At 44.1% G+C, this 26,834-nt stretch carries 26 protein-coding genes; 14 read left to right on the top strand and 12 right to left on the bottom strand.

The annotated features are described in order from the left end of the window. Nucleotides 1-81: 81 nt before the first annotated feature. The 6 genes from ACVBDU_RS18230 to ACVBDU_RS18255 form a co-directional block, all read right to left on the bottom strand. Nucleotides 82-1,107, bottom strand: coding sequence for a glycosylasparaginase (locus ACVBDU_RS18230; protein WP_447181160.1), 1,026 nt, complete (start codon nt 1,105-1,107; stop codon nt 82-84). A gap of 69 nt (nt 1,108-1,176) precedes the next feature. After that, the gene (locus ACVBDU_RS18235; RefSeq protein ID WP_447181161.1) at nt 1,177-2,295 is read right to left on the bottom strand and encodes a putative glycoside hydrolase; all 1,119 of its coding nucleotides are present in this window, start codon (nt 2,293-2,295) and stop codon (nt 1,177-1,179) included. 4 nt (nt 2,296-2,299) lie between these two features. Continuing rightward, entirely contained in the window at nt 2,300-3,466 is a 1,167-nt protein-coding gene (locus ACVBDU_RS18240; RefSeq protein WP_447181162.1) for a carbohydrate-binding family 9-like protein, read from the bottom strand. A gap of 20 nt (nt 3,467-3,486) precedes the next feature. Continuing rightward, entirely contained in the window at nt 3,487-4,452 is a 966-nt protein-coding gene (locus tag ACVBDU_RS18245) for a glycoside hydrolase family 130 protein (protein WP_447181163.1), read from the bottom strand. A gap of 37 nt (nt 4,453-4,489) precedes the next feature. After that, on the bottom strand, nt 4,490-6,367 hold the full coding sequence (locus ACVBDU_RS18250) for a sodium:solute symporter family protein (RefSeq protein WP_447181164.1): 1,878 nt from the start codon (nt 6,365-6,367) through the stop codon (nt 4,490-4,492). Next, nucleotides 6,360-8,651 carry a GH92 family glycosyl hydrolase gene (locus ACVBDU_RS18255; protein WP_447181165.1) on the bottom strand — a complete coding sequence of 764 codons (2,292 nt, stop codon included), beginning with the start codon at nt 8,649-8,651 and terminating at the stop codon, nt 6,360-6,362. Before ACVBDU_RS18255 ends, ACVBDU_RS18250 begins: the two co-directional genes overlap by 8 nt. Before the next feature lie 320 nt (nt 8,652-8,971). Between ACVBDU_RS18255 and ACVBDU_RS18260 the strand changes: the two genes are divergently transcribed. Further along, nucleotides 8,972-10,060 (top strand): sensor histidine kinase, encoded by a 1,089-nt coding sequence (locus tag ACVBDU_RS18260; protein ID WP_447181166.1) that lies wholly within the window; start codon nt 8,972-8,974, stop codon nt 10,058-10,060. Nucleotides 10,061-10,115: 55 nt separating this feature from the next. After that, nucleotides 10,116-10,844, top strand: coding sequence for a LytR/AlgR family response regulator transcription factor (locus ACVBDU_RS18265; RefSeq protein ID WP_447181167.1), 729 nt, complete (start codon nt 10,116-10,118; stop codon nt 10,842-10,844). Between the two features lie 60 nt (nt 10,845-10,904). Here the strand turns inward: ACVBDU_RS18265 and ACVBDU_RS18270 are convergent, their stop codons facing one another. Together ACVBDU_RS18270 and ACVBDU_RS18275 are read right to left on the bottom strand one after the other, a co-directional pair. Further along, nucleotides 10,905-11,270, bottom strand: coding sequence for a hypothetical protein (locus ACVBDU_RS18270; RefSeq protein WP_447181168.1), 366 nt, complete (start codon nt 11,268-11,270; stop codon nt 10,905-10,907). A gap of 134 nt (nt 11,271-11,404) precedes the next feature. After that, nucleotides 11,405-12,922, bottom strand: a complete 1,518-nt coding sequence (locus ACVBDU_RS18275; RefSeq protein WP_447181169.1) for a helicase HerA-like domain-containing protein — start codon at nt 12,920-12,922, stop codon at nt 11,405-11,407. Between the two features lie 291 nt (nt 12,923-13,213). Between ACVBDU_RS18275 and ACVBDU_RS18280 the strand changes: the two genes are divergently transcribed. Next, nucleotides 13,214-13,846, top strand: a complete 633-nt coding sequence (locus ACVBDU_RS18280; protein WP_447181170.1) for a 7-carboxy-7-deazaguanine synthase QueE — start codon at nt 13,214-13,216, stop codon at nt 13,844-13,846. A gap of 26 nt (nt 13,847-13,872) precedes the next feature. On the opposite strand, the gene ACVBDU_RS18285 is transcribed toward ACVBDU_RS18280, so the two are convergent. After that, nucleotides 13,873-14,841 carry a GlxA family transcriptional regulator gene (locus ACVBDU_RS18285; RefSeq protein ID WP_447181171.1) on the bottom strand — a complete coding sequence of 323 codons (969 nt, stop codon included), beginning with the start codon at nt 14,839-14,841 and terminating at the stop codon, nt 13,873-13,875. A gap of 236 nt (nt 14,842-15,077) precedes the next feature. Between ACVBDU_RS18285 and ACVBDU_RS18290 the strand changes: the two genes are divergently transcribed. The 7 genes from ACVBDU_RS18290 to ACVBDU_RS18320 all read left to right on the top strand — a co-directional run bounded on the left by ACVBDU_RS18290 (nt 15,078) and on the right by ACVBDU_RS18320 (nt 19,839). Next, nucleotides 15,078-15,626 carry a DinB family protein gene (locus tag ACVBDU_RS18290; protein WP_447181172.1) on the top strand — a complete coding sequence of 183 codons (549 nt, stop codon included), beginning with the start codon at nt 15,078-15,080 and terminating at the stop codon, nt 15,624-15,626. Between the two features lie 23 nt (nt 15,627-15,649). Next, the gene (locus ACVBDU_RS18295; protein ID WP_447181173.1) at nt 15,650-16,099 is read left to right on the top strand and encodes a VOC family protein; all 450 of its coding nucleotides are present in this window, start codon (nt 15,650-15,652) and stop codon (nt 16,097-16,099) included. A gap of 139 nt (nt 16,100-16,238) precedes the next feature. Further along, nucleotides 16,239-16,676, top strand: a complete 438-nt coding sequence (locus ACVBDU_RS18300; protein WP_447181174.1) for an SRPBCC family protein — start codon at nt 16,239-16,241, stop codon at nt 16,674-16,676. Between the two features lie 71 nt (nt 16,677-16,747). Continuing rightward, a complete protein-coding gene (locus ACVBDU_RS18305) occupies nt 16,748-18,181 on the top strand; it encodes an MATE family efflux transporter (protein WP_447181175.1) in 1,434 nt (477 codons plus the stop codon). A gap of 2 nt (nt 18,182-18,183) precedes the next feature. Continuing rightward, on the top strand, nt 18,184-18,588 hold the full coding sequence (locus tag ACVBDU_RS18310; protein WP_447181176.1) for a nuclear transport factor 2 family protein: 405 nt from the start codon (nt 18,184-18,186) through the stop codon (nt 18,586-18,588). A gap of 114 nt (nt 18,589-18,702) precedes the next feature. Beyond that, nucleotides 18,703-19,116 carry a DoxX family protein gene (locus ACVBDU_RS18315; protein ID WP_447181177.1) on the top strand — a complete coding sequence of 138 codons (414 nt, stop codon included), beginning with the start codon at nt 18,703-18,705 and terminating at the stop codon, nt 19,114-19,116. A gap of 81 nt (nt 19,117-19,197) precedes the next feature. Continuing rightward, nucleotides 19,198-19,839, top strand: a complete 642-nt coding sequence (locus ACVBDU_RS18320) for a DinB family protein (RefSeq protein ID WP_447181178.1) — start codon at nt 19,198-19,200, stop codon at nt 19,837-19,839. A gap of 5 nt (nt 19,840-19,844) precedes the next feature. Here ACVBDU_RS18320 and ACVBDU_RS18325 read toward each other — a convergent pair whose 3' ends face one another. Together ACVBDU_RS18325 and ACVBDU_RS18330 are read right to left on the bottom strand one after the other, a co-directional pair. Then, nucleotides 19,845-20,498: a DUF2461 domain-containing protein gene (locus ACVBDU_RS18325; RefSeq protein ID WP_447181179.1), complete on the bottom strand. Its 654-nt coding sequence runs from the start codon at nt 20,496-20,498 to the stop codon at nt 19,845-19,847. Nucleotides 20,499-20,583: 85 nt separating this feature from the next. After that, complete coding sequence (locus tag ACVBDU_RS18330; protein ID WP_447181180.1) at nt 20,584-21,495, bottom strand: DUF6268 family outer membrane beta-barrel protein; 912 nt, start codon at nt 21,493-21,495, stop codon at nt 20,584-20,586. Between the two features lie 259 nt (nt 21,496-21,754). Between ACVBDU_RS18330 and ACVBDU_RS18335 the strand changes: the two genes are divergently transcribed. The 4 genes from ACVBDU_RS18335 to ACVBDU_RS18350 all read left to right on the top strand — a co-directional run bounded on the left by ACVBDU_RS18335 (nt 21,755) and on the right by ACVBDU_RS18350 (nt 25,596). Then, nucleotides 21,755-22,780 carry a sensor histidine kinase gene (locus ACVBDU_RS18335; protein WP_447181181.1) on the top strand — a complete coding sequence of 342 codons (1,026 nt, stop codon included), beginning with the start codon at nt 21,755-21,757 and terminating at the stop codon, nt 22,778-22,780. Between the two features lie 3 nt (nt 22,781-22,783). Next, nucleotides 22,784-23,524, top strand: a complete 741-nt coding sequence (locus tag ACVBDU_RS18340) for a LytR/AlgR family response regulator transcription factor (protein WP_447181182.1) — start codon at nt 22,784-22,786, stop codon at nt 23,522-23,524. Between the two features lie 312 nt (nt 23,525-23,836). Next, the gene (locus ACVBDU_RS18345; RefSeq protein WP_447181183.1) at nt 23,837-24,877 is read left to right on the top strand and encodes a sensor histidine kinase; all 1,041 of its coding nucleotides are present in this window, start codon (nt 23,837-23,839) and stop codon (nt 24,875-24,877) included. After that, nucleotides 24,874-25,596 (top strand): LytR/AlgR family response regulator transcription factor, encoded by a 723-nt coding sequence (locus ACVBDU_RS18350; protein WP_447181184.1) that lies wholly within the window; start codon nt 24,874-24,876, stop codon nt 25,594-25,596. Before ACVBDU_RS18345 ends, ACVBDU_RS18350 begins: the two co-directional genes overlap by 4 nt. A 105-nt stretch (nt 25,597-25,701) precedes the next feature. On the opposite strand, the gene ACVBDU_RS18355 is transcribed toward ACVBDU_RS18350, so the two are convergent. Further along, nucleotides 25,702-26,724, bottom strand: a complete 1,023-nt coding sequence (locus ACVBDU_RS18355) for a DUF6588 family protein (RefSeq protein ID WP_447181185.1) — start codon at nt 26,722-26,724, stop codon at nt 25,702-25,704. Nucleotides 26,725-26,834: the final 110 nt, after the last annotated feature.

Raw genomic sequence — 26,834 nt, forward strand, 5'->3', positions numbered from 1 at the left:
AGTACGGAACATGTGAAAAATCCGGGTTATTAAAAAATTCCCGCAGGGCCGGTAAAGGCCCCACAGGAAAATCATAGGGGATTATGAAATCTTATATTCGCCGTCTATAAGGCGATTTCCGTCCTTTTCATCATAAACGGCATAATTAAATCCGGGACGCAGGCAATATGCCCCGTATTCGCCTTGTTTGTTCAGCGCGATAAAGCCTATTTGCAAATATTCCAGATCGGGACGGTTTTTATATATTTTATAAATACGTTCCACGATTTCCTTACACGCCTCCATGGGACTTTTTCCCTGGCGCATGAGTTCCACTACCATAGCGCTTCCAGAGGTCCGCATTACAGCTTCTCCAAGCCCTGTGGCGGCAGCACTTCCCACTTCGTTGTCCAGGAACAGTCCGGCCCCGATAATGGGAGAATCCCCTACCCGACCGTGTACTTTCCAGGCTGCTCCACTGGTGGTACAGGCTCCGTAAAGGTCGCCGTTCTCATCTATGGCAAGCATACTTATGGTATCGTGGTTCTCTATGTTGATAACCGGTTTGTATTCGGATTTTTCCAGCCATTCCCTGTATGCTTTCTCGGCATCTTCGGTAAGCAGGTTTTCTTCTTTAAAGCCTTCTTCCAGTGCAAATTGCTTTGCTCCTTCCCCTACAAGCATGATATGCGGGGTTTTTTCCATCACTTTTCTCGCTACGGATATCGGGTGTTTTATATCCTGTAAAAAAGCTACGGAACCGCAATTGCTCTGGTGATCCATGATACAGGCATCCAGGGTAACTTTTCCCTCCCTGTCAGGCCATCCGCCATAGCCCACACTGGAAACCTTCGGATCGGCTTCGGCGGTCATTACCCCGGCTTCCACGGCATCCAGACCGGACCCGCCGTTTTTAAGTGTTTTCCAGGCTTCTTCATTGGCCGGTAACCCGTGATTCCAAGTAGATATCAATACAGGTTTCTTAACTGGTTTATCGTCTCCGGAAGCTACTCCGGATTTTTTCTGAGGGTCGTGGGGTTTTATACCATTGTCCACGCAGCTGTAGAGTGTTCCTACCGCTACCGTCCCAAGGGCAGTTTTTGTGATAAATTTACGTCTGTCTATCATAGCAGGTATATTTTCTGTTATATCTCCGTCGATGTCACGGGCAACTATTAATACATTCAAAAACCGGCACTATCGCCCTTCTTTGGTTTCTTTGATCGCTTTCAGCATACCATCGGTAAGCGCGGGGCCGTCAAAGAATGAAACGCCTTTAGCCCCATTCTCTTTTGCGAGTTTTACGGCTTCTTTTATTTCTTCGGGAGACATTTCGGGAACATAGACCCCGGTGTGGAGTTCGGTTTTTTTGTCTTTCAGGTCCTGTACACCCTGTTTTGTTGCAAAACCTATCCAGTCGGTCTCTTCATTATAGAAATTGTGATAGATCATGGGCAGCACTACGTCAATATTCCATTTATCCCAACGTTGGCGCACCATATGGTCTGCCATTTCCGGATAGGGAAATACTGCGGCTGTGAGTATTTTACCATTCTCATGGGCAATTTCGTAAGCATCATTGACTACTGCCCTTATTTTGTTCAGTCGGAATTGCTTCCATTCCATATCCAGGGCGGGATCTTTGAATTCCCTGGGGTTCTTATGGTGTATTTTTTCGAATTCGGCCACACAGGCGTCGCAATAACAAAAATCGAATTCCGGGAGTTCTTCTTTTTGTTCCAGATCATATTTCGGTAACAACCCTATAGGAAGGAAAATATCGGAAAAACGGATATAATCGAGGTGTACACTGGCCACTCCTTTTACTTTGGCCAGGCCTTCCACCAATCCCAGCACATGATTCCGGGATTCTTCCCTGGTGGGGCAAAGCCACTGGTAGTAGTCTACATAAGGCCTGTGATCGAAACAGGATTTTCCTTCGCGGCTCACGGCATACCAATCGGGATGTTGCAGGGCTACGGAATCTCCGGGGCGGTTCATGGCCATAATCCAGGCATGTACTTCCAGGCCGGCTTCATCGGCAAGGGGAGTTAATCTTCCCAACAGTTCGGGATCCGTGTTGGTATTGATAAGTACTGCATCCAGGCCATTACTCTTGTATTTGGTAAATTCTTCCCGGTATGAATCATCTGTCCTTTTAGCATCAGCAGTGATCCACGTCCAGTATTTGAAAGCCTTTTCCGCAGTGTTACCGGAGATGTTTTTTTCTTCTTTTTCCCCTGCAGATTTTTCCTGTTTTCCACAGGAAACAAGGCATATGAGGGCAAAAAATACAGTGAGCTTTAAGATTTTCATAGGATTATTTGTTAGTCGTTTTAGTGGTGAATTTTCCATCTTCCTTCAAAACAAGAAGGTTATCGGTAAAAGGGCTTATCGCTGTTATACTCCAGCCTTCGCTGTGCACTTCGAGAGCTATTTTTACCGGTTTTCCGTCAACGACAACGGGCTTGTCTACCAATTGCCGTATGGAAGTTATCCATGTACCTTTTTCCTGAAAATACTGTTTCTGTTTACGGTACAAGGCATAGAGTTTCCATTTTATCTTTTCGTCTTCCGGAATACGGAACTCTTCGGTCTCTCCCGGTTTTTTACCGGAAAAATAAACATAGCCCCACCATTCCGGTTCGTGCATGTTTATCACCCATTGGGGCGACCAAACCCAGTTGTACTCCGGCAGGTGTTTTCCGTTTTCGTCTTTCTTGCGTTGATATTTACCATCCACCAGGTCAAAATCCCAGTTGACCCTGGAAAAATTTATCCTCCAGAACTCGTTTTCGGGGGTATTTGGAGACGCACTGCCGTGCGCCTCAACTAGCACTTGCCAGGGCATGGCTATTTCTACGCTCCAACCCTTATCGGTATCGCCCGCATCATTTAATGTTCCGTCTACATGAACCGCAGTTTTTATCCCCTGTATATCCCAGCTATCTATGACCGGCGCACTTTCTCTGTACGGCTTTACAAGATATAAATCCCATATGGTATTCAGAGCATTCATCTCAAATTCCATATAGTTGTGCGTATCCCCGTCCGGGTCTATAAAAATCTCGAAATCGTTATTGTAGAAAATTACGGTATCGCGTTGTTTCAGGGTTGCCCATACATGGGGCTCTTCCATTTCGGCATAGAAATACAGGTATTTTTCATCCCACAGCATCTTCACATTGGTTTTATAGGCAGGGGTTTTGTCTCCTTCGATATCTATAAAATCCTCACTCCATGCTATTTTTTTCCAGGATTCTTCCTCTCCCTTTCCGTCTACCGTAATGGTTTCGGAGGTTTTATGGGCTACATATTTCCTTGGTGGTGTGATTTCTTCCTGGGCAAATGTGTTCAGACATAAAAAAAATGTCATTGCCAACGGAGTGATCATTTTTCTCAGATCGTTACAGCAGGTGGAGACACACGACCGTGTGTCTGTACGGGAGCAGGGTTTTGTGGAAATGGTCTGGTGTATTTTTGCCATTGGTTTTCGTTTAGGTCGGGTTACAGGCTGTTTTCCTTTATAAAACGGACAATTTCGCTTATACGTCCGAATGCCATTGCCGTTACGGTGTCAGCTGCGCCATAATACAGGGCCAGCTTGTCTTCTTCGTGCGAATGTAATGCTGCACACGGAAACACTACATTAGGGACATCGCCTACCATTTCATAGGTTTCGGCCGGCCCCAGGAGATAGGGTTGTGTTCTGTATTTTACTTTGTCCGGCTCGTTCTTATCCAGCAGGGCGGCGCCTACGGAATAGCGGAAACCATTACAGGTATTAATAACCCCGTGATAGAACAGCAACCAACCTTCATCGGTAAGGATCGGAATAGGTCCGGCTCCTATTTTGGTACATTGCCATGCACTGTCCACAAAAGGGGTTACCTTCATAACACAGCGATGCTCTCCCCAGTATTTCATATCGGGACTATAGCTGATATAAATATCCCCGAATGGCGTATGGCCATTATCGCTCGGCCTGCTCAGCATAGCATATTTACCGTCGATCTTCTCCGGGAACAACACGCCGTTACGGTTAAAAGGCAGGAAAGCGTTCTCACACTGGTAAAATTCTTTGAAATCGAAGGTATAGCCGATACCGATGGTAGGGCCATGATAGCCGTTACACCAGGTGATCCAGTAACGATCTTCGATAAACGTTACCCTGGGATCGTATTTGTAATCGGAATCGATCATTTCGGTATTGCCCGCCATAAACGATATGGGTTCGTGTTCGATCTCCCAGTTTATGCCATCCTTACTGAACCCGGCAAAGATATTCATCTGCACCGCCTTGTTATCGCAACGGAAAACACCTGCAAATCCATCTTCAAAAGGTACTACGGCACTGTTGAAAATACTGTTGGACGTGGGAATGGCATACCTGTCTATGATCGGGTTTGCGCTGTAACGCCACATGACGTCTTTACAATCTTCCGGTCGGTCCTGCCAGGGTATAGTGTTCATAGATATTAGATTTTAGACTTTAGATATTTAGACTTTTTTAATCTTTATATTTTCTTACTTTATCAAGCCAGGTAAATTTGAGTATTGCCGAAGTTACGGCAAATATGGTAAACCATAACAGGGCCAGGGGGTAGTCGCGGACCATGAAAAATACGGGTAAGAGGATCATACTGGACTGCCATACGATACCTATAGCGCAATTCAGCATGTCCATCCCGAAACCCTTGTTTTCCTGCACGTGACTTCCTTCTTCCTTCAACTGCCGGTATACGGGTTTCCACCAACCCCAGGGTCTTACATTGGCATAAAATTTCTTTAATGTTTCATTATTGGTTGCCGGGGTCAAAAGCGTCCCCAGGAAACATCCCAGGAGGGAGAAGATAAATATCACCGGGAACAGGTAAATTGCCGGGATATTGGCTATTTCATACAGAAACGATCCTTCGGTAAAATTGTGTTTATTATGATCGAGCAAAAACTGTAAGGTAGCTACTATCAGCCCGGCGAGCATTCCCCAAAAATATCCCCATCCGTTAAAACGCCACCACACCCATTTCAAAAAATTTGCCGCCACATACCCCCCGTAGAGAGCACTGGTAATCCAAAGGGTTATGGAATTGATGGATTCGGCAAAAAAGCCCATGATCACTCCGAGTATCACCACAAAGAAAGATGCGATGTGACTGGCTTTTATATAGTGCCTGTCCGATGCCCTGGGCTTAAAGTATTTTTTATAAATATCATTTACAATATAAGCGGGGCCTGAGTTTACAAAAGCCGAAAAGGTTGACATAAACGCCGCAAGAAGTCCGGCTAGGAGTAATCCTTTAATACCTACGGGAACGTGATTATTGATGACTTTGGGAAGGATCATTTCCAGGTCGTTGGATGTCACCGATCCGGTCGCTGCCATGGATGGCGCCAGGTATACCAGGCCTACAACCACAATACCGGCAATAAGCAGATAACGTGGTATAAACAACACCAGATTGGTAAACCCGCTCATATACGCGGCATCTTTTACCGTTCTTGTAGACAATATGCGCTGCATGTCATAGCTCGGGGTCGGCCCTGCCACGCTGGCGAAGAAGCCTTTCAGCAAAGTCATTCCTACAAATGCCCCGAACATCTTGTAGCCCTGGGTATCGATAAGTTCATTAAACGTAGCGAGTTTACCATCCCAGAAACCCTCCAGTTCATTGCCGAAGAAGATATTTTTCCATTCGGGAGGGATCAGGGCCGCTATTTCCGCATCACTGACAGTAATGAAGGCATACACTGCAATCAGTATCCCGGCAAGCACCATAATGAGGTATTGCAGCACTTCTGTGGCCACTACGGAATACATTCCGCCTTTGATGGTATAAATGGTAGTCAGTAATATAATAATGAGAGCATAGGTCTGTTCAGAAGTCAGCAAAAGTGTATTTCCAGCGGTCCACGACAAATCCCACGGCAGTATGATGGTCATAAACTTACCTACACCTTCAAAAAAATAGGCGATGAAACCTACGGCAGCCACTACGGCGAAAACAGCTACAATAAGGTGCGAGGCCCTTCCGGCACGGTCATCTCCGAAACGGGTGAGTATCCACTCGGATCCGGTCATAATATTGGACCTGCGTATCCAAGCGGCGAGGAATACCATGACAAATATCTGGTTCCATATGGGCCACATCCACATGAACATAAAACTCTTTACTCCGTAGAGGAACAATATACCGACCATCCAGGCCGTCCCGGAAACGTCAAACATTCCGGAACCGTTGCTCAGCCCCAGGTAATACCATTTAATACTGTTTCCTCCGAGAAAATAACCGTCCAGCCCTTTGGAGGCTTTTCTGGACACCCAGACCCCGATAGAGAGGGTTAAGATGATATACAGGGCAATAATAAGAATATCTATACTATTCATTCACCTGTTTTTCGGTGCTCACACCCCAGTTCTTATTCGGCTCAGGTCCCATTTCGAATTGCAGTTCACCTCCGGTGGTTATTTCTTTATGGGTGATATATGTCCGGTTGAATTCCTTTCCGTTGAGCGTAGCAGACTGTATGTATATATTCTTATCTGATACGTTATTTGCTTTAATGGTAAACGACTTGTTTTCCGATACTTTGATTACCGATTTTTCGAAAATCGGGCTACCTATCTGGTAGGTACCGGATGAAGGATTGTACGGGTAGATCCCCATAGCACTGAACACATACCAGGCAGACATCTGGCCACAGTCTTCATTACCGCTAAGCCCGGCCGGGGTGGTGTCGTACTGGGTATTCAGAATCTCCCTTACCCAATACTGCGTCCGCCACGGTTCTCCTGCAAAATTGAACATGTAGGCAATGTGATGGCTCGGTTCGTTACCATGTGCATATTGACCTATCAGTCCTGAAATATCCGGGGAAGCGTCTCCTCCCGTAATTTCGGAACTTTCCGTAAACAGTTGTTCCAGCATATCGGTAAAGGGTTCTTTCCCTCCGTGCAATGCGATCAGTCCGTCTACATCGTGAAGAACAAACCAGCTGTGTTGCCATGCATTCCCTTCGGTATAGTCAGTTCCTTTTCTGTGAATGGAGAGTTTAGGATCGAACGGCTCATGCCACTGTCCCTTATCCGATTTTCCACGCATAAACCCGCTCTCCGGATCATACAGGTGTTTAAAGGCACTGGCCCGGTCCGAGAAATATTTATAATCTTCTTCTTTACCCAGTTTTTTGGCAATCTGTGCAACACACCAATCGTTATAGGCGAATTCCAGGGTAATGGTCACCGACTCATCCAGCAGGTTGTAAGGCACATAACCATATTCCTTATAAAACTTTACCCCACGACTTTCCTCATCTTTCATCATGGTCACTTTCATCGCCTCGTAGGCTTCATTAACATCAAAACCCTTGATCCCTTTCAGGATAGCCTCCGTGATTACCGGAATGGCATGGTTTCCGGTCATGGTATAGGTTTCATTGCCATATAACGTCCATACGGGAAGGGTCTTGTTTTCGGCGTAGTAGACCAGCATGGAGTTGATAATATCGGAAACTTTGTCCGTATCCAGCAGGGTCATTAACGGTTGTGCGGCACGGAATGTATCCCAGAGAGACATGCTAGAATATGCCGTATAATCTCCGGCCGTAACAATGCTGTCGTTCTGCAGGCGGAACTGACCATTGGCATCACTGAAAGTAACGGGAGCCAGCCTGGTATGATACAAGGCGGTATAAAAAATGGTTTTCAGCGAATCTACCGGCGTTTCCACTTCTATTTTATCGAGGGTATTGTTCCATATCCCGTCCGCATCTTCCCTTACGCCATCAAAGTCAAACCCATCACGTTCTTTCATATTTTCCCTGGCATTGTCTATGCTTACGGAAGAAAGACTGAGTTTTACTTCAAGGGTTTTTCCGCTCTTTTCATCAAAGAACAACTGTGCTGATGTTTTGGTCCCGGAAACCTCTTCCGCCTCTTCTGCTCCTTTTGCATCTGCGTAAAGGTTATGTGCTGTTATCGGTTTGGAAAACTTAGCGACAAAAAACAATTTCTGGTTCTTAGCCCAGCCTGTACTGTGCCTGTATCCGCTTATGGTGGTTTCGTCTTCTACACTTATCCTGGTATCCAGCGCCTTGTCCCAGTTGATAGCAAACCCGAGATCGATCACTACGGATTGCGGATCATTTTCCTTAAAAGTATAGCGGTGGAACCCCGTGCGCTTTGATGTGGTAAGCTCGGCATTGACATCATGGTCTTCGAGGTATACCTGGTAGTAGCCGGGAGTTGCCGTTTCGTTTTCGTGCGAATATTTCGATTTATACGGATAGTCTTCTCTTGAAGAAATAGGAACAGACAGGTCTACCGTCTTATTCACCGGCATAAAAAGCAGGTCTGCCAGGTCCCCGATCCCCGTACCGCTAAGGTGCAGGTGACTGAATCCGACAGCTATGGAGTCGGTATAGTGATATCCCGAACACCAGTCCCAGCCGTTGGTTCCGTTATCCGGGCTCAGCTGGATCATACCAAAAGGCACCGTAGCACCCGGGTAGGTGTGCCCGTGATCGCCTGTCCCGATAAAGGGATCGGCATATTGTGTCAGTACAGGATTTTTCTCTTCTGGTCCGCTCTTTTCCTTTTTCTCAACCCCGCCACAGGAGGCCAGGGCACACAACATTCCGAGCAATGCGTAGGAAGTACATTTTTTTTTCATACAACAGTTTGTCAAGTCCGTCTTTATTCGTTAATTGCATCCCTCTAATCTACTTACCATTAACCCGATACCTCTTTATTCTACTGGTTTCAAGATTAATCCTTTGTAAATTAAACCCTCGGGGATGTTACCAAATATTTATATTTTTGAGAACTTGAAGAATAAATTTAGACCAACAACATTTTTTAAGAGCCAAACGTCATAAAAGTCGCTCAGAATATAAGGCATATGGGTGTAAGCAGGAATGCCGTTGGCAAGACCAGGTAAAAACAAGCTTCGGAGATGATTAAAAAATATGTTCGGAAGGGATGTGAAAGATTATGAGGCAAAACAAACAAACAGGTAATTTTTTTAATTTCGATCCCTCTGCCAATTACCGGATTGAAATTAAACACCACATTATTTTCTGGTCGGTTTATTTCCTATTTAACACCATAAGATGGGGGAGCTATTACCATGACTACTGGTATTCACTAAAAGCCAATATGTTAGGATTCCCTATTCATATGACTTTGTGTTATTTCAATATCTACTACCTGATGCCCAAGCTCATCTACAGGAAAAAATTTATATGGTATACGGTTTGTATCATCCTTGCCATCTATGTGATGGTCCTGATCAAGTTTTATCTGACCTATTTCCTAATAAGTACCAATGTATGGCCGGAGGGCCCCGAAGAGACTACCACGCTGTCTTTTAATTACGTCATACAAATGATGCTTGGAGAGCTCTACGTCGTGTCTTTCGTTACTGCTATTAAAATCACGGCCGACTGGCTCCGGGAACACAAAAGGGCGGCAGATTTGGAAAAAGTACAACTGGAAACCGAACTGCGGTTCCTCCGTACCCAGGTCTCGCCGCATTTCTTTTTCAATACCCTGAACAATATTTATTCCCTGTCCATAGAGCAATCGAAAAAGACCCCGGAAACCATACTAAAACTCTCGGAACTGATGCGATACCTGTTATACGAGACCAAACAGCGAAAGCAAAATCTTTCTAAAGAAATATTATGTCTTCAGAACTACCTGGACCTGGAACGCATACGCTACGGGGATTTCTTGAAAATAAAAATGAATATTTCCGGCGATATAGAAGGAAAGAAGATCCCTCCCATGCTATTGTTGTCCTTTATTGAAAATTGTTTTAAACACGGGGCCAATAAAAATATTGACGAAGTGCGGATAGATATAGATTTTGATGTGGAGGGAGATTTCCTTTACTTTAAAGTCGCCAATACCATGCCTACAGAAATCCAAAGAGGACTGCCCGGAAAACAACCCGGCGGAATAGGTATTAAAAACGTAAAGAAAAGGCTGGCCCTGGGCTACAAAGAACACGAATATGACCTGAATATCTATGAAAAAGACAACAGATTTATAGTAGAATTAAAAATTAAGGTCGGTTAATGTTGTTCCGGGTATGAGAAAAAACAACCAACCTAAAACAAAAAAGTAACGCAACATGGTTATACGATGTATTGTGATCGACGACGAACCTCTAGCTATCAATGTATTAAAAAATTATATTGGCCAAACCAAGGGACTGGAACTGATCAGTACTTTCAGCAATGCTTTGGACAGTATAGATTTTATGCGTGAAAACGAAGTGGACCTCATATTTCTGGATATTAACATGCCGGTTCTTGACGGTCTTAATTTTCTGAAAAGTGTAAACATCAAACCCATGGTTGTCATTACTACGGCATATGAAGAACATGCCGTGGAAAGTTATGAACTGGAAGTACTCGATTACCTCATCAAACCCATACCATTCCACAGATTTATCATGGCTGTCAATAAGGCCTTCCGGATGCATTCCATCCGGCAAAAAAATGATTTCGGAGACCCGGGAGAAAGAAAGTTTATCTTCATCAAGATCGATAAAAAGAAAATGAAGAAGATATTCCTGGACGAAATTACGGTTGTCGAAAGCCTGAAAGATTACATAAAAATAAACACCTACTCCGGCAAATACATTGTACACCAGACCCTGAGCAGTTTTACGGACGAACTCCCTGCGGACAAATTCATCCGCATACACCGCTCTTATACGGTTTCTCTTGATAAAATTGAGGCCCTGGAAGGGAATAGTATTGAAATAGGCGGTCAAAGATATACGATAGGGAGAAGCTATTTTAACGAAGTGCGGAGTAAAATACTGAACAAACCGCTTGAAGAAGATGAACTATAAAAGAAAGCCGGGATCGAACTCCCGGCTTCTTATTTATAATGTAAATGTACATTTCAATTATTAATCGTAATATCCGACCCGGATACTCCCGTTCCTGAAAACAACTTCACCGTCTATGGCAATTCCGGAACTTCTTCGGTATGGTGATTCCACATAATATGTGTTCCTGTAGTACGCCGGGTAACCTTTTCTTTTTTTCATCCGTTTGGCATAATGCTTCTGCATTTTCTTTTCTCTCTTCAGATAATCCTTATAGGCTTCTTTTTCCCGTTTTCTCTGTTCACGGTAGTGCTCTTCCCGTTCTTTTCGTATTTCTTTGTGGTACTTTTCCATATCTTTATGATATTGTTTCCCATAAGATTGTGCCATCACCCCTGTAAACGACACCACAGCGATTGCGAATAATAAGATTCCTTTTGTTTTCATCTGTTCCAGTTTTTTTAAATCGTAACAGACCAAAACCAACTATTATGCCAAAATAACGAATCAAAACACAACTATCTAAATAACAAGTATTTAAAACGTTTGTCGAAAAAATAATTCTGATCCGCAAAAGTTCATCACCTGGATAATTTATTCAAAACCCCGAAGACCCCGCGTATAAAAGTTGCACTGGTAAGCACTTTTATCAGTGGGTTCATCCGGGTACTTGTACGTTTTGAGCTTGTTTTTTCTACTTGTTTACGTTCTTTCTTCGCCTGTTCCTGTGCTTCTTCGGTCTCGGCATGTTCTATTTTCCTGTTCAGTATTTCGTAAGCGCTTTCCCGGTCGATGGATTCATTATATTTTTCAATCAGCCGGGAGCCATTTATAATTTCCTTAATTTCCGCATCCGTAAGTATATCCATCCTGCTCATGGGTGCACGGAGCATTGTTGCCGCCAGAGGGGTTGGCCGCCCTTTTTCATTCAGTACTGTTATAAGGGCTTCCCCCGTGCCCAGAGAAGTTAATGCGGTAGCTGTATCGTAATACTCACTTATGGGATAGTTCTCAGCCGTTAGCTTTATAGCCCTCCTGTCCTTAGCGGTAAATGCGCGGAGCGCGTGCTGAATCTTTAATCCCAGTTGTGACAGAACTGCATCCGGAACATCGGTGGGAAGCTGTGTACAGAAATACAGCCCGACACCTTTGGAACGTATTAGTTTTACAATGCTTTCTATCTGGTCCAGTAGCGCTTTGCTGGCTTCGTCGAATATCAAATGTGCCTCATCGATAAAGACTACCAGTTCCGGTCTTCCGGTATCGCCCTGTTCGGGCATAGTGTTATACATTTCCGCCAGCAGACTGAGCATAAAAGTGGAAAACAGTTTTGGCCTGTCCTGTATATCCGTCAGGCGAATGATATTTATATAGCCCCGACCCTTGTCATCTATCCGCATCAGGTCTTTGATCTCAAACGAACGTTCTCCGAAGAACAATTCAGCTCCCTGTTGCTCCAGTTCTACCAGCTTCCGGAGAATCGCACCGGTAGAAGCCGTGGATATCCTTCCGTATTCCTGTTCAATCTCTTTTTTGCCTTCATCCGTAATATATTGCAATGCTTTTCTCAGATCCTTAAGATCGAGCAAAGGCAGCTTATTGTCATCGCAATATTTGAATACAACCGACATCACACCAGCTTGTGTATCGTTAATATCCAGAATCCGGGACAGCAGAACCGGGCCGAATTCGGAAACCGTGGCCCGGAGCCGAATACCATCCTGGTCGGAAATGGTCATTAGCTCTACCGGGGAACCCTGTGCTTCATAAGGCAGGCCTATTTTTTCGTGTCTCTCCCGTATAAAATCCGCTTCTTCTCCGGGCCTGGCAATCCCGCTCAGATCTCCCTTAATATCCATCTGTAATACCGGGATCCCCTGTTGGGAAAGGTGCTCGGACAGAATCTGTAAGGTTTTGGTCTTTCCGGTTCCCGTAGCCCCGGTAATAAGTCCGTGACGATTAAAAGTTTTCAACGGAACTTTTACATAGGCATTGGTTACGGGTTCGCCGTCCAGCATGGCCGCCCCCAGAATAATGGCATCTCCTTTGGTGGCATACCCGTCCTCTATATGTTTGAAAAAGGTTTCTTTCCTGCTCATACGATATAAATTTTTATAAAAATAAACCAATTTTTAGAAATACGGGAGACAAAGTGTTTTACTTCCTGCTTCCGGCTTCTGACAGGTAGCCGCATTTTAAAACTCAAACAGTTTCTTAGTATTACGGATTATTAGTTGTTTTTTGTTTTGGAGTTCAGAGTTTTGGAGTTGGTAGGGAAAATAAAAAAAGGAACTTCAAATTTCATCTGACCTAAACTTTTTACATATGATACGTTTGCTCTCCGTACTTCTGACTTCGTACTTCTAATTTTGTATCGTATCTTTGCCCCCATGATAAAAGAAGATGTTTCAGGATTGGTGGCGAAAGGAGAAATGCTTCCTTTGATGGAAGAATTCTACACCATACAGGGAGAAGGCTATCACAAGGGTACTGCCGCATACTTTATACGGGTAGGCGGATGTGATGTAGGATGCCACTGGTGTGATGTAAAGGAGAGTTGGAATGCGGAAACCCATCCCCCAACGGCGATAGAACATATCGTGGAAAACGCGGCGAAGTATTCGGACACTATAGTGATTACCGGAGGAGAACCCCTTACGTGGAACATGGAGCCCCTGACATCCGGATTAAAGGCAAAGGGACTTACAATCCATATAGAAACTTCAGGTGCTTATCCCCTTACCGGAACCTGGGACTGGATTTGTCTTTCGCCAAAGAAAATAAAACTCCCGGTGGGTGATATTTACGAAAGGGCTGACGAACTGAAGGTTATCATATACAACAACCACGATTTTGCATTTGCCAAAGAACAGGCGGCAAAAGTGAATAAAGACTGTATCCTCTACCTGCAACCGGAATGGAGCCGCCGGGAAAAGATGATCCCCGAAATCGTGGATTTCGTCATGAAAAATCCCCGGTGGAAAGTCTCCCTGCAAACACATAAATACCTGAACATCCCTTAAAATCTTACCATGGGTAGAGAAGAAAATTATGCCCTGCTATACTTTCTGCGGTAATCCTGTGGCGTAAGCCCGGTAACCCGTTTAAAAATTTTCCGGAAGGTCTTCAGGTCGTTATACCCGACATCGTATACTACAGAATGAATACTTTCGGCGCTTCGTTCCAGTGCTTTTTTGGCGGCTTCTATTTTTACACGCTGCAGGTATTCCAGGGGAGTATTTTGGGTGGCATTTTTAAACCTGCGGACAAAATTCCTCTTGCTCATATTAGCCTTTTCCGCAATATCCTCTACGGATACCTGGCCATTATAATTTTCTTCTATGTATTTCTGAATCCTCAGGATCTCCTTGTCCTCGTGCTGATGCTGTCCCTGAAAAACGCTGAAATGGGCCTGGTTCACCCTGTCCATATCTATAGAGAACATCTTGCTGATCTGTATACCTACTTCCCTGCCGCAAAATTTCTCTACCAGGTAAAGTATCAGGTTTAAAGATGAAAACGCTCCTCCACTGGTGTAGATCCCTTCCCGGTCCGTAATCACCATATCGGGCATCAGGTCAATATCCTGGTAACGCATTTTCATACCCGGAATGGCAAGCCAGTGCGATGTGCACGGTTTTCCGGACAACAATCCGGCTTCCGCAAGAAAGTAACTGCCAAAACAAAGACTGGCAACTTCCGATCCTTTTTCACTCATCTGTCTTATCCACTCCACCAGTGCCTTGTTCTTTTCCAGTACTTCCGCGGCATCTCCATTAAACGCAGGAACAATGATAAGATTGGTATTCTCTGCCTCAACCAGGGTTTTCCGGCAAATGAAACTCGCCGGGGCGAACAGGCGGATGTCCCCGGCCTTTTCACTCACCAGTTCCAGTTCGAAAGGCGTTGTATTCCCCATACTCTCCACGAACCTGTTTGTTCCTATAAAGATGTCTACGGCTCCGGAAACTGCAGATAACACGGCGTCTTCATATACGAGAAGAGATATTTTTTTCATAAGATCATTTTTTAATACGATTTATTTCACGCTACTCATCACCGTTATCATACGCAGTAAACACCACCATACACTCATCCCCATTTCCGGAAAACGCTAAAATTCCGGCACTTAGGCCCGGACTTAATCAAAAATAAACATATTTTGTCACAAACACCCCCTCAATATGGCAATTATGCACTTTACAAGTGGACGTTTTCTTTCCGAGATTTGTATTATCACTAAAGCGCATCGCCATGAAAACCGAATTATTAATGCAGTTTGATCTTCATCACAGGCTTTTTAACAATGTCCTGGAAGACCTTACGGACGAGGAGACCAACACAAGGATAAACGGCAATACCAAAATGAACCATATTAAGTACATCGCCGGTCACCTGATGAGTGCCCAATACGGTTTTGCTTACCTGGCAGGGCTGCACCCGGAAGAAAAATGGAACGCGCTTTTTTCTCCGACAAGTGGGTCCAGGGCCATGGATAATATGACCTATCCGGACATCAGTGAGATCGTTTATGAATGGAACCGTCTGTATAAAGACATCCGGAGAGGACTGGAACAAGTACCTAACGATATTCTCCACCATCTTCCCCCGCCTCCTATGAATGGGATTATCGGTGATACTACGCTAAGTACAATTTTTGAAAATACCATAGCCGGGTTATGGGCCTTTTTTAACCATCATCAGGCGTACCATATCGGTCAGATAGGTATTCTGCGAAGGGGTTTGGGGAAAAGTGCCATGCGCTATGACGAACCGAAGGTTTACAACACTGAAAACAAATAATTTATCTATAAAAATTTTTAATCATGAAAGCAGTAAACATTTATCTGAACTTTGAAGGCAAGACAGAAGCGGCCTTTAATTTTTACAAATCCGTATTCGGCGGCGAATTTATGGGCGGGATCATGCGATATAAGGATTTTCCGCCATCGGAAGAATTCCCACCCCTTTCCGAAGCAGAGAAAAATATGGTAGGGCACGTTTCCCTCCCATTGGGCGAACACTCCATACTCATGGGGACGGATGTTGTGGAATCCCTGTGCAATGGCCATAAAACAGTGATGGGAAACAATGTGCTTCTTACCCTGGAAACCGATAGCATTAAAGAAACAGAAACCTTTTTCGGTAAATTATCCGAGGGTGGCCAGACTGTAATGCCGTTAGCAGAAACGTTCTGGGCAGAAAAATTCGGGACCTGTATCGATAAGTTCGGTGTACACTGGCAATTGAATTACACCGGAAACAAGATGCAGTAACTGGGTTGAGTTACAGGTTACTGATTTGACTTTCAATCTGTAACCTGTAACTTGGTTTCCTGTTTGCCTGTCTCCGGGTTGAGCAGCAACCTCAACTTACATGTTCAAATTAATTACTAACTTATAAAGGTTTTTAATCATGGAAAAATTTCAGATCACCATCGATGCATCCCGTGAAAAAGTATGGGATGTCCTTTGGGATGAAGACACCTACCCGGTGTGGACTGCTCCTTTCAGTGAAAGTTCGCAGGTAAAAACAGATCAGTGGGAAGAAGGCAGTAAAGTACTTTTTATAGACGGGAATTCGGGTGAAGGTATGGTTTCAACGATAGCAAAAAACATCCCCGGAGAATTTATGTCATTCCGCCATATCGGTATCTATAAAAACGGCGTGGAAGATACGGAAAGCGCGAAAGCAAAGGAATGGAGCGGAGAAGAGAACTACACCCTAAAAACCATCGACGGAAAAACCGAACTGGTTGTAGAAATGAATATTGACGAGCAACACAAGAGCATGTTCGCAAGCCTGTGGCCCAAGGCACTCGGTAAGGTAAAAGAACTGGCCGAAGAAAAATAAACCGAGATGCCAAAGAACATGGAAGACTGACGTAGATAAAAATTCCTCAAAAAATTTAAATGTAAAAAGCAATGAATCCCATAGAGGAACAAAACAATCACTCCGAAGAAGGCCGTCCCCGATCTTCGGTCTTCAAAGCACTCAAAAGTGCCATTGTAGGCACCGAAGCCGATTATACGAAGGTAAGCCTTAAAAAAGCCATCTTCCTCCTGGCAGTTCCCATGATACTGGAGCTGGTTATGGAATCCACCTTTGCCGTAGTAGATATTTATTTTGTCGGCAAACTCGGGCCTTCTGCTGTCGCTACCGTAGGCCTTACGGAAACTTACTTGTTCCTGCTCTACTCCATAGCTATGGGACTTTCTATGGCCGTAACGGCCATTATTGCGAGGAGGATCGGCGAAAAGAAGAAGGAAGACGCAGGGGCTTCTGCAATACAGGCTATTTTTATCGGCCTGCTGGCTTCCCTTCCGTTCGCTGCGGGTGGTATATTCTTTTCAAGGGAACTCCTCACACTCATGGGGGCTGACTCTTGGAGCCTGGAACACGGGTACAGGTACACACAATGGATGCTTGGCGGCAATGCCGTAATCATGCTATTATTTGTCATAAATGCCATTTTCCGCGGTGCAGGTGATGCAGCTATTGCCATGCGTATCCTATGGATATCTAACGGGATCAATATAGTGCTGGATCCTTTGCTGATCTTCGGTTGGGGCCCTGTTCCTGCAATGGGCATAGAAGGAGCGGCGATCGCCACCAATATAGGGCGGGGTGTAGGTGTAATCAGTCAATTATGGTTACTTTTTAAGGGCGGAAAACATATCCGTGTCAAACTTTCCCAACTCCACTGGGATGCCGGAATGATACGAAATATATTACGTACTTCACTCGGAGGTATCGGGCAGATGATCGTAGCCATGACCTCCTGGATCTTCCTCATGCGTATTCTTGCCGATGTGGGCAGCCAGGCCGTAGCGGGCTCTACCATAGCGCTCCGCATCATGATGTTCACCCTGATGCCGGCCTGGGGGCTTTCTAATGCCGCAGCTACACTTGTAGGGCAAAACCTGGGTGCCGGAAACCCGGAACGCGCGGAATCTGCCGTATGGAAGATAGGTTTTTACAATATGATCTTTCTCGTCTGTGTTTCTGTTGTTTACTTCTTCTTTAACCAACCGCTGATGAGTTTGTTTACAGATGATCCCCGGGTCATCGCTATAGGAGGCGAGTGGCTCCGCATCCTGTCCTATTCCTATTTTGTATACGGATGGTGGATGGTGTCTGTACAAGCCTTTAACGGGGCCGGGGACACCAGGACCCCGACCAGGATAAACCTCGTGTTTTTCTGGCTTATCCAGATACCCTTGTCCTATTTACTGGCCATTACCCTCGGCTGGGAACACTCCGGGGTGTTCTGGGCAGTGTTTGTCTCTGAGACCGGGGTGGGGCTGTATACCTTATGGCTCTTTAAAAAAGGGCGTTGGAAAACCGTACAGGTCTAGAAATGACAGGAAATATTTCCGAACGTTTAATCCGAAAAACAGAATCCGTGACCGAAAAAGAAAAATTCCTCCGAAAGTTCAACCAGGCCTTTGTCGAAAGCGACACCGGTTACCTCGTGGATAATATTACCGAAAACATAATCTGGAATATTCCCGGCGATCGTTATGTACGGGGCAAAGAAGCCTTCATCGCAACCATTAAGGAAATGAAACACCAAGAAAAAACCAAAGTGGAGATCGAACATATTATCACACATGGCAGGACTGCCGCCGTAAACGGGATAATACAGTCCGAAAACGGTCCTTCTCACGCCTTTTGTGATGTGTATATGTTCAGTGGATTTAAAAACCCTAAGATTAAAGAGATCACTTCATATGTGATCCGGATAAACAATCGTTCCGAATAAAAACCTTTGGTATGGAAAATACCAGAATCGAAGAACGTCCTTTTTAAAAGGCTAATCGGACAATGGGAAGAGGACAGCCACAATATCAACTGGAAAAAATTAAAACAAAGACAAATGGAAAGACCTAAGAAATTATCAAAAAAAATGTTCTGGGCAGGGAAGATCATCAGTGCTTTACTAACCTTGTTCCTGCTGCTGGACGCTATTATGAAGATAGTCAGAGCCACACCTTCTGTAGAAGGGACCATAGCATTGGGTTATCCGGAAAATTCGGTAGTGCCCATGGGAATTGTTTTACTGATCTGTACTATACTCTACATCGTTCCCCGAACTTCCGTACTAGGGGCCATTTTACTTACAGCTTATCTGGGCGGGGCGACGGCAACACATTTTCGTGTGGAGCAACCGGTTTATTTCGCTGTCATTTTCGGCATACTGGTATGGCTTGGCGTATATCTTTGCGACGAACGTCTACGTACCCTCATCCCTTTCCGGAAAAAGGATATTACAGGTGCAAACCGGATCTAAAACCAGCAAGACCATTAATTCCCGGAATTTAAGATTCCATTGCTTTATTTTATTCATACCAAAAAACTAAAATCAGGAACCATGAAAAAAGTAAGTATCCTTATTGCGGCCTTTGCCATACTGACCGCTTTCAGTACAAAGGACACCATCCGCACGAATAATCGGGCAAAAACCGCGGTAATTGCCAAAGATGACAAACAAGTTCTGCTGGACTATTTCAAAGAGACTAACAAAAACCTGTTGCAGAACGTAAAAGGGCTAAGCAGCGAACAATTGAAGTTCAAGGCCACCTCGGATAAATGGTCAATAGCCCAGTGCCTGGAACACATTATACTCACGGAAGGGTATATTTTCGATATGGTGAACACACTGATGAAGGAGCCTGCCAATCCGGAACGAAGAGAGGAAATAAAAATAACCGATGAAGACCTCATCAAAGGGATGACCGACCGCAGCCAGAAAGCCCAGGCTCCTGAAGAAATACAACCTTCCGACAAATACACCAATGCCAGACAGGCCCTCCAGGATTTAGAGAAACAAAGGGCAAAGATCAAAAAATACATCAAGAGCACCTCGGTGGAAGATATGCGTAACCACGTTACCGATTCTCCCTTCGGCGCTATCGATGCCTATCAGTTTACCCTGTTCATCGCGGCACATAGTGCCAGGCATACACTACAAATAGAAGAAGTAAAAAAAGATCCCGGCTTTCCGGCTGAATAACACCATTATACCGTAATGGCCCTGCTCAGATAATTACGGAACGGGAGTAATTCCCTGTAAATGGAGATCACTTCTTCCTTAAAACCGGGAGAAGTGATCTCTGTTTCCTTAAAGCCATGCGTCACAACATAACTCTTATTCCGCAAAAGGTCTATATGCGGATGTTCCTTGTCATATCCCTTGGGAGTAGTTTTCAGACGATCATCGTATAACCCGTCCGGAAATAGTTTCCGGAAGGAGGGTTTGCCCAGGATTTCCTGCAACTCTTCCCCGTCATAATCTATAGCATCCCGGATACTGGTAAGTATTCCTTTGTCCGGACGGTAAAAACCTCCCGCGATAAAACTTTCCGAAATACCGAGATGAATATAAAATTCGCTCTTATACGGCGATTTGTCCAGGACCGCTCCGAAATTGTCCTTATATACGGGCCTGTTCGGATGGTACAACAGGTTGTTGTTTATCCTGTTTAATGCTTTTCCCGGCGGGGTATGTTCATAATCCGTATCTATTGTTGCAAGTTCGGCATCAAGGGCTTCCAGCCATTTTTTGTAAGCATCCCTGACGGCATGGTATTCTTTCCGGTTAGCATCCATCCATTCTTTGTGGTTGTTTTTGTTCAGGTCCCTTAGAAACCGGAACAACCGCTTAAAGTCCATAGTATAAAATTTAAGGTTAAAACAGCTATAGACCGATAGCCGTATTTTATTTTTCCCACGGAAGATAATAAAAAAAAGAAACGTATCAGAATTTGTACTTCAAGGCTATCGAAAAATAGGGGGCGGCAGAAAAACGGGGGTTTCTTTCATCATCATCACTTTTAAAAATGGATTTTAAATTTCTTTCCTGGTAATACGCTTCCCTTCCGGCGGAAATACCTGCGGTAACAGGGATAGAAAATGATTTACCAAGAATTAACTCGGGTTGAAGACCTGCTACAAAGTACTGATGTGTAAACATCATCTTTTTGTCGTTAATTTTTTCCAATGCCAGTGCCCCGTTGAGTTCTGCTATTAGTTTTAACCTGAAATTCTCGTGTAACTGTTTTCCTGCCGAAACCATAAGTCCATTGAGCATGGAGACCTTAAGTTCATAATTCCCCTTTAATTCCCAATTGACATAAATTCCGGGAAAGACCATAGGATATCCTAGTAAAGTGTTGATAACAGGTCCTAACCCCACATCCAGGTTATCCCTTAAATGCCATATGAATATGACCCCGCCGTTACCCAAAACGTTACTCAGATTCACCTTCGATACATCGGTATGGCCGGTATAAATCCCTGCTCCCAACATGGCGAGTATAGACCATCTTTCGGCGATTGGTCTTAAATGAAAAAGAGATACCTGCGCGTTCGCTATTTTATCCGGACCAAAGGCCCTGTCCATATTCCGATTGGTAAAAGACGTATAGCTTCCTCCTATACCTATACCCCATACCGTAGGTTTGTTGTTTTCATCCGTTTTTACAGAAAAGGGGATTCTGGCATTCACCGAAAATATTTTCGCGTCCCCCTTGCCACCTGTTTTGTTGTTATCCGCATCCCTAAAACCGGAAGAACCCATGTATTCTGTTTTCAACTCTACCTGGGCATTTAATCCGGCAGACAACAAGGTTAATAATATTATGCAAAACAGTCTCATAATTGTTATCATAGTCATTGTTTTTAACAGTTAGAATCATCTCCATATGGATTTGACCCTGCAAATATTAGCTGCAACACCCTCCTGTTAAAAAACATTTGACGAATGGTAATACTCCTTTGACGAATAGTAATGGTACAATAGTATTATCTGCTAATTTTGCAACAGTAAAATCCTTACCAGGGATTTAACAGGCAAAGGCCAACATCTCCCGGTAATTACCGGCACGACATACACAACTATAAATCAATAACTTGATATTTTCAGATAGATGAAAAATCATTTTTTCAGAAGCTATAACCGGGTCATTATCCTCATCTGGGCGATCATTGTTTTCCTGGTCTGGTTACAATTCAAGGATCATTACCCGCCTCTCCCGGCCCTTTCATTGATCGCATGTATTTTTATACCGACCATCCTGATTTCCTACTTTTTGAGCAACCGCCCCTTACAAAAGGCGATGTACCAAAAAAAAATGAATGTTTTTATCGGTTGGTTCATAGGGTTGTCCATATTTCTTTCCTTTATAAACGCACTGACTTTCCAGGGGTTTATGCTATTGGAAGAAAAAGGTTTTTTCACCTCTTCACAGTGGATATATAAAGATTCCCTGCTATTGGAATTTATAGGTGAATTACCAACTCCTCTCATCGTTAATCTCGGTTTTTGCGGACTGCGGTTTTATTACGAATACACTAAGCTGGAAGAAGTACATTTAAGGAGCCAGCTCCAAATTCTGCAGGAACAGATCAACCCGCATTTTATGTTCAATGTGTTGAACCACATTCATATTCTGATGCAGAAAGATGTGGAACTGGCCTCTGCCCTACTCGTTAAATATTCCGACATACTCCGTTACCAGCTTTATAACGGCAAAAAGGAATCCGTATCTTTAAACCAGGAAGTACAGTTTCTCCGGGATGTCATTGAGGTGGAAAAAATAAGGTGGGGAGATGCGTTAAAGGTGCATTGTACCTGGAAGATCAAAGACGGGGAAAAAGAAATACAGCCTTTGTTATTTATCACCTTTATAGAAAATGCCTTTAAACATGTTTCCCGCTCCCTGTCGGAAAAAGGATATATTAATGTATTTGCGGAACAGAAGAGGAATTCCTTTTATCTCGAAGTCGAAAATTCAAAATCAACACGGCAGTTACAAAAAAAGAATGCTTCGGCCTCGGGATTGGGGCTGAAGAATATCAAAGAACGCCTGGATATCCTCTACCCGGGAAATCATAAATTGTGTATCCGGGAAACAGATCTTTGCTATACCGTTCAGTTAAACATCACATTATAGATCATGGGAGAACAGCCTGCAAAGTCCACAGACAACGCCGTATTGAAATGCCTGGTAACGGATGATGAACCCATAGCCCGGGAAGGGATCATTTCCTATATAGACAAACTGGATTTCCTGGAAGTTTCCGGGGTGTGTTCTTCTGCACTGGAAGCTGCCGAATATCTTAAAAAAAACACCATAGACCTGATATTCCTCGACATTCAAATGCCACATCTTTCGGGACTGGAATTCCTCGAATCCCTGGACACTCCTCCTCTGACAGTTTTAACCACAGCACATTCGGAATATGCCCTGGAAGGTTACAGGTTGCAGGTGGTGGATTACCTGTTGAAGCCCATTACATTCAAGCGTTTTTTCCAGGCAGCTATAAAGGCCCGGGAAACATTCAGTCTTCGGAATAAGGGTGAAGATCCCGATTCCCCGATGTATATCCGCCAGGGAGATTCTTTTATGAAGATCGTATGGATGGACATACTCTATGTGGAAAGCATGCAAAATTACCTGAAGCTGCACTTCAGGGATAAAGTCCTCATCATACACCAAACCATGACTTTCATGGAAAATATTCTCCCCAAAGATTCTTTTTTCAGAATACATAAATCCTATTTGGTACACCTTTCACATATTGACCTGATAAAAGGAAACCGCGTTTACATTAACCATACGGCGCTTCCTGTTTCCCGGCAGAGAAAAGATGAATTTTTAAATACCGTGGTCTACAAGAACCTGGTAAGTAAATAATACTACCCCACGGGAATATCCATATCTCCGGTTTATAGAGAAACCATAAGATCACTGTACGGGAGATTTACACCTTATCACGATTGCGTACGGTAAGGTCCGAATTATAAATTTGACCTTTTCCTTCCATCCATTCCTGTAATTATCACTATTTTGCATACGGGTATCGGGAAAAACCAGGTATAGACATACTGTACAAAAATGGTATTTTATACCATGAAAGCGGTTGTCTGTATATCGTTTATAAGCCTTCGTACTTATTTTATTCTGATCCTGAAGCTTAATTTGTAATCTTGTATAAGCAAAGAACATATGCTCTCTTTCGAAAAAGAATATAAAGGCTGGCCACCGGAGCGGATTGCCAGGCACATCATTTACTGGAGTTGCTGGCTGACTTTCTATTGTGTGATCAACGCTTCCTACTACGAGACGGACTACCTGCAATGGTTTCTGCTGGAACTGATCTTCATGACCGTAAAAGTGCCCTACGCCTATTTCGTGGCTTATTACCTGTTTCCAAAATTTCTCTCTCAAAAAAAATACGGCACCCTTTTTTTCCTGATGCTGTTCTTCGCTTTTCTGGGGGTGGGCTTCCTCGTGATCCTCCTCTCCAATTTCCCTCAGATTGCCTGGGGTCAACCTACCGAATTCTGGTCGGTCAAAACCTTTTTCAGAGCTATTGACCTGGTATACGTAGCCTCCCTGGTTGTGGTTATAAAGATGATACAGCGGTATCTCCGGCAGGAACGGATGAATGCACAGTTAAAGGAAGATAAAATGGACGCCGAACTCCAAATCCTGAAAAACCAGTTACAACCCCATTTTCTCTTCAACACCCTGAATAATATCTACAGCATTGTTCTGTCGGGCGACAAAAACGGGGCTGGGGCTATTTTAAAACTGTCAGACATGCTGAGCTATATGTTATATGAATGCAATGTGGACCTGGTAGGGTTGGACAAGGAAGTGGCGCTTATCCAAAATTACATTGAGCTGGAAAAAATACGGTACGGCGACAGGGTGGACCTCTCTTTTGAGGTAGACGGTGATATCCATGGAAAGACCATTGCCCCGTTGATACTGGTTCCTTTTGTGGAAAATGCCTTTAAGCACGGCGTTTTTAAAAACGAAAAACACTCGTGGATACGGATCCATTTACAGACGGATGAAAAAGGGCTGACTTTTATTGTGGAAAACAGCCTGCCCGAAAACAACAATGGTAATCCCGGAGTGAAGAGCGGTATAGGACTGAACAATGTAAAAAAACGACTGGAATTGCTTTACCCGGAAAAACACCATCTCAACGTAACCAAAACCGAAACTTTTTTGATAAACTTAAAGATAAGCTTATGAAGTGTATGATCGTAGAAGACGAACAGCCGGCGGTAAAAGTGCTGGAAAGCTATATCGGGCATTTCAGTGACCTGGAGATCACGGATGTTCACAATAATGCTATGGACGCCTTTACCAGTCTACAGAAAAGCCCGGTGGATATTTTGTTCCTGGACATACAATTGCCAAAAATATCGGGTATCCAGTTCCTGCATTCGCTGCACGACCATCCGGCTGTAATCCTCACCACTGCCCATCGGGAATTTGCACTTGACGGGTATGAACTGGAAATTACGGACTACCTGTTAAAACCCATTTCGTTCGGAAGGTTTACCAAAGCCATCGCCAAGGTGTACAAACAGCATCAAAAACCGCTGAATATACCCCGGGAAACCCCTGGCGATGACCGTGTCCTTTTTTCAGAGCCGTTCATTTATATCAAATCGGACAGGGAATTTGTCAAAATCTATCTGAAAAACATACTCTACATAGAAAGCATCAAGAACCACGTTAAACTGGTTACCCTATGCGGTAATTATTTTACGCTTATGAGCCTTTCCCAGGCCGAGGAAAAACTGCCCGGGGGACATTTTATGCGGATACACCGTTCCTTCATCGTTTCCCTTGAACACATTTCGAAATTCACCCCCGCGGGTATCCAGATCGACAACAAATATATCCCCGTGGGGCGGCACTATAAAAAGCAGTTCCTCCACTGGGTGGAAAAGAATACCGTGTAAAAAATGCTGTCTTTAAAAATTTAACCAGGGGCTCAAAAGGCTTTTAACTGCAAAATTTTTAAAGGAGTTTTCTTCTCTTTCTTTTCCCTGTTAAAGATAGTATTCTTATCGGAAACTAAAGGAAATCCCACCGGTCAACATATTATATTCCTGTAGGGTGTACTCCGCAAAAATCTTGAAAAAAGCCAGATTGATCCTGGCCCCGAGGCCTGCCCGCATACTTCCCACACTGTACTTTAAGGCAATAGGATCCGTAAAGGTTTGGGTATGCGTATATACTCCTCCTGCCACTTCGTAATCCACATCATAGCTTCCCAGGACATTCAGTTTGGACGTCCCTCCCGAATACCCCAGGCTTCCGTAAAGGGACAGGAAAGGAAAGTCGAGCGAAGCAAGCCCCTGAATGGTATATGTCCCCAATTTGAATTCTGCCTTTTGGTCCATTCCGGCATAGGTATCCCCCTCTTCAATATTATAATCTACACTCATATTGGAAAAGGCAGCCAGTATGGAAACGTTCAAAGGAAGTTTGTCCAGCGGACCAAAATATTGCATCAGGTCGTGCTTTATACCTAAACCGAACAAATTTCCCTTTACATCATCAGATCCTACCTTGGGCACAAAACGCACCACCAGGTCCGTATTTTTTACAAGTCCAACTCCCAGTTGTACCGCAGGTGCGGGCATGGCATTAAGCGGAACATCATTACCTATCCCTTCCGGCATGGTAAATGTTGCGGATTCTCCCGTGTCTCTCAGTCTTACACTTACCTGTGCAGGTTCCGTATCCCCTGCCACCGTAGGAGTTATACCGGGTGTACTGCTTATTTCATTTTCAAATCGCAGATCGGAAATACGGAAGACTTCCTTACCCGAAGGTACCATAGCCGCATTAAGCCCTATGGTTATATCAAACCCGAGAGGCTTATGAGTTTTGGCTGTATTGGCCCACCCTCCGTTGGAAGCATAAACCAATCCTTCCATGGCGGGAGCAATATAGGCTCCCATGAGGGTAGCAGCATCTTTCTCTCCGGCGGCAATAATACTCTCAAACCCATCCTGTGCCCGTAAACGGCTTGTCAGTATCATAACAAGTAACACGACTAAAATCGTAATTCGTTTTTTCATTATATGAAACAGATTTAGTTGATTATGCCGCTAAACTAAACCAGGAAGGAAAGCTTCTACAGGAAACGGGTTAGAACAAGTTCGGCCACATTATAGAACTTGTTCTAAAC

The organism is Sinomicrobium endophyticum (assembly GCF_052983315.1).